A 6,426-nucleotide genomic window follows, 5' to 3' on the forward strand; every position below is an offset into this window, starting at 1 on the left:
CGGCCGCAACCTGCATCTACCCGCGCCCGCACGCCTGGGCGGATCGCCCATCGCGTCACGCTATTCCGATATTCTCCTGCGCTCCGTCCGGTTGCTGGAACCATCGTCGCCCTTGCCGCCTCTGCTGAATATGACCAATGCGCAAGGCTGAGTCGGGACATAGCCGATTCCGCTCTGACGCACCGAGAGAACGCACGCCCATTCACACTATTAAACCTCTGGCAGATGGAAGCGCCCGGCCGAGGTTTCATTCAAGGGTTCCGCTAGTCCGATGACGCAGACGCTCAACTATCAGGCGATATTCGAAGCCGTCCCCAACCTGCATCTGATCCTCGCGCCTGATCAGGATTTCACCATCCTCGCTGCAAGCGACGCGCAACTGCGCGCCACCCACACGCGCAGGGAAGAAAGCGTGGGCCGACCGGTATTCGACGTGTTCCGCAAGAATCCGGACGATCCAACCGAGTTCGGCACCGGTGTACTGCGCGACTCGCTTGAGCGTGTGCTGCGCAGCCGCGCGCCGGATCGCATGGCGATCACCCGCTACGACATCCCCCGGCCCGCAGCGCTGGGCGGCGGTTTCGAGCTGCGCTACTGGCGGCCGCTGAATGTTCCGGTGCTCGATCAGCGGGGTGAGGTGCTCTACATCATCCACCAGGTCGAAGACGTGACCGAGGAGGTCCAGCGGGAGCACAGCGACAGTCTCAGCCACTTCGAGGAGCGTTTTCGCGCTGCGTTGCTCGCTTCCGGCATCGGCACCTTCACCTGGTTTCTCAGTGATGGCAGCCTCAGCCTGGACAGCTCGCTGGAGCAGATCTTCCATCTGCCACTTGGGCAGCAGGTCACCAGCGTCGATGGCTTCGTCCAGCAGGTCCATCCCGATGACCGTGCACATGTGCGCCTGGCCTTCGATCATTACGCCAAGGGCGATGACTTCACCGCGGAGTTTCGCCTGGTGAATGCCGGTGCGGAATGCTGGCTGGCCTGCAAGGCCAAGGCCTTTCGCGATGCCAACGGCACGCTCGCCTATGTCGCCGGCGCCTGCACCGACATCAGCGCACGCAGGTATGCCGAAGACGCGCTGCGCGTCAGCGAGAACAGCCTGCGCCAGCTCAACGAGACCCTCGAAGCGCGGGTGGCCACCGAGGTCACCGAGCGCAGCCGCGCCGAAGAAGCCCTGCGCCAGGCGCAGAAGATGGAGGCCGTCGGCCAGCTCACCGGCGGTATCGCCCACGACTTCAACAACCTGCTGACCGGCATCATCGGCAGCCTCGACCTGATGCAGCGACGCCATCAGCGCAACGAGCCGCTGGAGCTGGAGCGCTATATCGGCGGCGCCGTGACGTCCGCCCAGCGCGCCGCCGCGCTGACCCAGCGGCTGCTGGCCTTCTCACGGCAGCAGGCGCTCGACCTCAAGCCGGTCGACGTCAACCAGCTGGTGGCCTCGCTGGAGGATCTGCTGCATCGCACCACGGGCGAGAACATCACCATCGAGACGCGCCTCAGCGGCGGGTTGCTGCCGGCCTGCATGGATGTGAATCAGCTCGAGACCGCGCTGATCAACCTCGTCATCAATGCGCGAGATGCCATGCCCTACGGCGGCCGGATCACACTTTCGACCGCCAGCTTCACCATGGGCAAGTCACCCGATTCAAATAAAAGCGGCATGGCCGCGGGTGAGTATGTGCTGCTCAGCGTCGTCGACACCGGCACCGGCATGGCGCCGAATGTCATGGCGCGAGCCTTCGAGCCGTTCTTCACCACCAAGCCGATCGGCCAGGGCACCGGACTGGGGCTGTCGATGGTCTATGGCTACATCAAGCAGTCCAAGGGCTACATCCAGATCGAATCCGAGCCGGATATCGGCACGCGGGTGCACCTCTACCTGCCGGTACATCAGGGCGAAGTCACCGCCCTCGCCCACGAACCCGAACGCACGCCCACAGGCGCCGGCGAAACCATCCTGGTGGTCGAGGATGAGCCGGTGGTACGCGCGCTGGTGGTCGAAGTGCTGAACGAGCTGGGCTATGAAACGCTGGAAGCCGGCGAAGCCAGCGAAGCGCTCCGTATCACCGAGAGCGGGCAACGCATTGACCTGCTGATCTCGGACGTCGGTCTGCCCGGCATGAATGGTCGGCAACTGGCTGACATCGCCCGCCAGCAACGCCCCGGCCTGAAAGTGCTGTTCGCCACCGGCTATGCCGAGAGCTTCGCCGCCAACGATTTTCTCGGCCCGGACATGGCGGTGATCACCAAGCCCTTCGCCATCGATGTCTTCGCCACCAAGGTCGGCGAGATTCTCGGCAACGGCTGAGCGTGGCCGGCTACGCGCCCAGGCGTTCGCTGAGAAAGTCGATAAAGCAGGCGATGCGCGAGGCCAGCGCGCTGTTGCGGTAGTACACCGCGTTGATCGGCTGGCGCACGTCGACGCGCCGCGCCGCCAGCACCTCCACCAGCTCGCCGCGCTGGCGATCCTTGTCTGTCATGAAGTCGGACAGACACACCAGCCCCTCGCCGGCCAGTGCCAGTTCACGCGCCGTATCGCCGCTGGAGACACGCAGCGCCGGGGTGATCCGCCAGCTTTCCCCCAGCGCATGGCGCAGCGGCCAGTCGTTGAGCCGGTCCGGCTCGGTAAAGCCGATCAGGCTGTGATCCGCCAGGTCCTCGACCTGCAGCGGCACGCCATGCCGCTGCAGATAGGCCGGGCTCGCCAGTACCCGGCGCATGGTGTGACACAGCGGCCGCGCATGCAGGCTGGAATCCGGCAGCGGGCCGATGCGGATGGCCAGGTCGGTGCGCCGCTCCAGCAGGTCGATGATGCGGTCGTCGCTGTACAGCTCCAGCTCGATCTGCGGGTAGCGCGCGCGAAAGTCGCCGATCAGCGGCGCAATCACATGCAGCATGAACGGCGAAGCGGTGTTGACCCGCAGACGCCCCGCCGGTGTCTGCCGCCGCAGCGCCATCTGCTCCTCGGCCTCCTCCACGCTGGCCAGAATGCGCCGCGCCTGCGCCAGGAACACCTCGCCCTCTTCGGTCAGCTCGAGGCGCCGCGTGGTGCGGCGCAACAGCGTCACCGCCAGCTTGTCCTCCAGCCGACTCAACGCTCGGCTGACGCCCGAAGCGGTCTGTTCCAGTTGCACGGCAGCGGCGCTGATCGAGCCACTGTCGACCACGCTGACAAAGGCGAGCATTTCGTCGAGGTTGGTTTTCATCGGTGAGGTCGCATCGAAGGGGTGGCGGAAAGCAACGAGTCTGGCGGCACCACCGCGCGGCGGCAACCGGACCGGCGCGGGCGCCCGGCGGCGGGCGCGTTGATCAGTCGCCGCCGAGGCGCGCCAAGGCCTCAAACGCCCTTTTCATTCGGCCCCGGCACATTCACCCCGTCCAGCGTGGAACGGCTGTCGCCAGCGCCATCGGTGATCACGCTGAAACTGCCATCGGTCTCCAGCACCACCGCCTCGATGCCATCCAGCGCGGCCAGCCCCTGACTGCGCGCGGCGGCCCGCACCTCATCCTCGGTCACTCGCGCCACGCGCATGGCATCGCCGAGAAAACGCCCGCGATAGAACAGCAGCGCCGGCTCGCCCGTCACCGTACGCCGCACCCACGCCACCCGCACGCTGGACCAGGTGACCACATACTGCAGCCCGATCAACAGCGCGAACGCCAGCACCCCCTCGGCCAGCGACACATCGCGATTGAGCAGAATTGTCGCGAAGGTCGAACCCAGCGCCACCGTCACCACCAGATCGAACGCATTCATCTTCGACAACGTCCGCCGCCCCGACAGGCGCAACAACAGCACCAGGCTGATATAGGCCAGCACGCCGATTACCAGCGTCCGTATCAATGTCGTTCCGCTACTGAAAAACATGCCTTCCACGATCACCTCCGCAACTGAGCCATGCAGGGGTGGACAGGGAAGGCGGGCGGAAAGAGCACACGGCGCCAGTGACCGCGCGTCAGGCGACAGTGTGAAAACCGAGGATTAATCCATCGTCTGCTTTACCCATACGGAAGCAGTGGCTAATGTGCCAGCACGCGCAGCAATTGCGCACTCGATCACGGTTCCGCTGCGACGCTACGATCTGCACCGGCCCGCTACCAAGGAAGGTAAAGATGGCGCTTGTTCCCTGTCCGCTCGCAATGCCAGTTCGACACACCCGGCGAGCGGCGCTTCGCCGAGCGGCTGGAAAAGCTTCTGGAAGACGACTACCTCTGCTGGAGCAACGTCCCGGTCGGGCCCAAGGCGCGCTATCCCGACTTTGTCGTGCTGCACCCACGGCGCGGCATCCTCGTGCTCGAGGTCAAGGACTGGAAGGTCGTCACCACTCAGAGCATGACCCATGACCCATGACTGGGCCACGCTGCGCTCCAGCAGCGGGCTGAAGACCGTCGCCAACCCGATGGTGCAGGCGCGCTTCTTTGTCGTTGCAGTTGATGGTGCTCAAGAAAGACCCGCTGCTGTCGCAGAACGAGAAAATAAATCTGTCCTCTTTTCCAGAACATTTTTTGATGTACTGGACTTATCAAGAGTTAAAAAGGAGTAATTATGCATAGGATTACCAAAACCCACCTCGATAGCTTTGTAAAAAGTCATGGATTTGAGCAGCTAGATGAATCCAAGCAGTTTGAGTTGTTCGTAAATTATTCAGTGCTAGCTGCTAGGTTGGTTAATACATATGAGCTTGACGACGTTACGTCTAGTGAAGCAGATGATGGAATTGACGGTGTAGCTATAATAATAGACGAGGAACTGGTTATCTCCTCAGAGGATGCTGAGGCTTGCTTCAAGACGGGAAGAAAGAATCACGATGTTGAAGTGGTGTTCATTCAAGCGAAAACGAGTGAGGGCTTTGATTTAGGCGATTTTTTGAAGTTTAAAGAGGCAATACTGAGGTTTTCAACTGCAGGTACTTATGAGTCGAATGATGCTGTCCAGAATAATGCACGCGAAATATTTGAGGTAATTTTAAGTAATGTGCCAAAGCTAAGAGGTGGGAAGCCAAATATAACCGCGAGATTTGTCACTACTGGAACATATAAGAAACCAGAAGCGTTAGAGAATGCAAAAATTGATTTTATAGATCAATTATCAGACATAGGTTATTTTGGTAATGTCGACATCGATTTTCTTGGCAGAGAAGAAATAACAAGACTCTGGGTTAGCACTTATGAAACAGTAAGCTCAGAGCTAGAAATGTTTAGTAATGCTGCACTGCCAAAAATTCATGGGATTGATGAGGCGTATCTTGCGGTCGTTAAAGCTAAGGACCTTGTAGATAATCTCCTCTTGAATGAGGATGGAAACCTTAGAGCTCATGTATTTCAGGAGAACGTCAGAGCGTTCCTTGGGATAGACAATCCAGTTAATGGGTCAATAGCTAAGACGCTTGAAGAAGTAAATCAATCAACTAGATTTCCTGTTCTGAATAACGGGATAACAATCGTAAGCCCTGACGTAAGAGTCCAGGGTAGCATTCTTCATCTTGAAAATTTTCAGATTGTAAATGGCTGTCAAACATCTAACGTTTTATTTGAGTGTAGAGATAGCCTTAACGACTCGGTTATGGTGAATCTGAAAGTCGTCGAAACTTCTAATGAAGACGTTTTTGCTGATTTGGTCCGCGCTACAAATAGTCAGTCAAAAGTTGACGAAACGCAGTTTTTGTCACTTCGCCCCGTAGTGAAAAGAGTCGAAGAATATTTCAATACGTTCGAAGGTCAGGACGGACGGCTCTATTTCGAGCGCCGGGATAGGCAGTATGTAGGTAGAGATATTCCTGCAGTACGTACCTTTAATGTAAACGTTGCTGCTAAAGCTGTTGCCTCGATGTTTTTTGAACGCCCGGATCTTGCTTATCGCTATCCAAAGCAAATGTATGATCAGTTAGGCGACCAGATTTTCTCTGATGATACGAAAGAGTCAATTTTTTACGCAGCTTGTCTTTCTCTTTATAGATTGCATTTGTTGGTGGCGAGTGCGGATATTCCTCAAAATATGCGCAAGTACAAATGGCACATTCTCGTATTGATTAGAGCAATAGTGGCAGGGAAGGAAGTACCAAAAATCAATTCGAAGAAAATGGAGTCATACACAGGCAAGATAATTTCAAGCTTTTCGAAGCATGGATCAAGCGTATTGGATCCCTTCAACAAGGCGATTGGTATTATTCAGTCCTTTGAAAACCTTACAGACGACAGATTGAAGCGGCAAGCGGTGATGGAGGAAATGTTATCGAAAGTTAGTTAGCGAGTTAGCCTGGACGTAATAGGGGAAAGGGGCAGATTTATTTTCAGGTGGCTAGCTATATAGCTCCGTCCCTGCCACTTTCTCCGGCGTAGCCCTCCACAAGGTCCAAACCCATGCAGCTAACAACCCTATATGGACTCTCCCCACAAGCAGTGAGGAATAGCTTTTTCGAT

6 protein-coding genes are annotated in these 6,426 nt (G+C 57.8%); 4 read left to right on the forward strand and 2 right to left on the reverse strand.

Translation table 11 applies throughout. From position 1 onward, the window contains the following. Window positions 1–271: 271 nt before the first annotated feature. Window positions 272–2,314 carry an ATP-binding protein gene (locus LO50_RS21685; RefSeq protein ID WP_044316333.1) on the forward strand — a complete coding sequence of 681 codons (2,043 nt, stop codon included), beginning with the start codon at window positions 272–274 and terminating at the stop codon, window positions 2,312–2,314. A 10-nt stretch (window positions 2,315–2,324) separates the two neighbouring features. Here LO50_RS21685 and LO50_RS21690 read toward each other — a convergent pair whose 3' ends face one another. Then, window positions 2,325–3,212: a LysR substrate-binding domain-containing protein gene (locus tag LO50_RS21690; RefSeq protein WP_044316334.1), complete on the reverse strand. Its 888-nt coding sequence runs from the start codon at window positions 3,210–3,212 to the stop codon at window positions 2,325–2,327. A 131-nt stretch (window positions 3,213–3,343) separates the two neighbouring features. Then, window positions 3,344–3,883: a DUF421 domain-containing protein gene (locus LO50_RS21695; protein ID WP_044316335.1), complete on the reverse strand. Its 540-nt coding sequence runs from the start codon at window positions 3,881–3,883 to the stop codon at window positions 3,344–3,346. A 243-nt stretch (window positions 3,884–4,126) separates the two neighbouring features. On the opposite strand from LO50_RS21695, the gene LO50_RS21700 reads away from it, so the two are divergent. The 3 genes from LO50_RS21700 to LO50_RS21705 are packed head-to-tail and all read left to right on the forward strand — an operon-like array spanning window position 4,127 to window position 6,253. After that, window positions 4,127–4,357 carry a nuclease-related domain-containing protein gene (locus tag LO50_RS21700; protein WP_044316336.1) on the forward strand — a complete coding sequence of 77 codons (231 nt, stop codon included), beginning with the start codon at window positions 4,127–4,129 and terminating at the stop codon, window positions 4,355–4,357. Further along, window positions 4,347–4,550, forward strand: coding sequence for a hypothetical protein (locus LO50_RS24835; protein ID WP_152624003.1), 204 nt, complete (start codon window positions 4,347–4,349; stop codon window positions 4,548–4,550). The genes LO50_RS21700 and LO50_RS24835 overlap by 11 nt, the downstream gene beginning before the upstream one ends. A gap of 2 nt (window positions 4,551–4,552) precedes the next feature. Next, the gene (locus tag LO50_RS21705; RefSeq protein ID WP_042925880.1) at window positions 4,553–6,253 is read left to right on the forward strand and encodes an AIPR family protein; all 1,701 of its coding nucleotides are present in this window, start codon (window positions 4,553–4,555) and stop codon (window positions 6,251–6,253) included. The last annotated feature ends 173 nt before the right edge of the window (window positions 6,254–6,426 follow it).

Origin of the sequence: Stutzerimonas stutzeri (genome assembly GCF_000935215.1) — a bacterium.
In the GTDB taxonomy this organism is placed as follows: domain Bacteria; phylum Pseudomonadota; class Gammaproteobacteria; order Pseudomonadales; family Pseudomonadaceae; genus Stutzerimonas.

Bases quoted from the DNA above. Each gene is read 5' to 3' on its own strand.
- LO50_RS21690 (WP_044316334.1), bottom strand. From the start codon at position 3,212: ATGAAAACCAACCTCGACGAAATGCTCGCCTTTGTCAGCGTGGTCGAC.
- LO50_RS21705 (WP_042925880.1), top strand. From the start codon at position 4,553: ATGCATAGGATTACCAAAACCCACCTCGATAGCTTTGTAAAAAGTCAT.
- LO50_RS24835 (WP_152624003.1), top strand. From the start codon at position 4,347: ATGACCCATGACTGGGCCACGCTGCGCTCCAGCAGCGGGCTGAAGACC.
- LO50_RS21685 (WP_044316333.1), top strand. From the start codon at position 272: ATGACGCAGACGCTCAACTATCAGGCGATATTCGAAGCCGTCCCCAAC.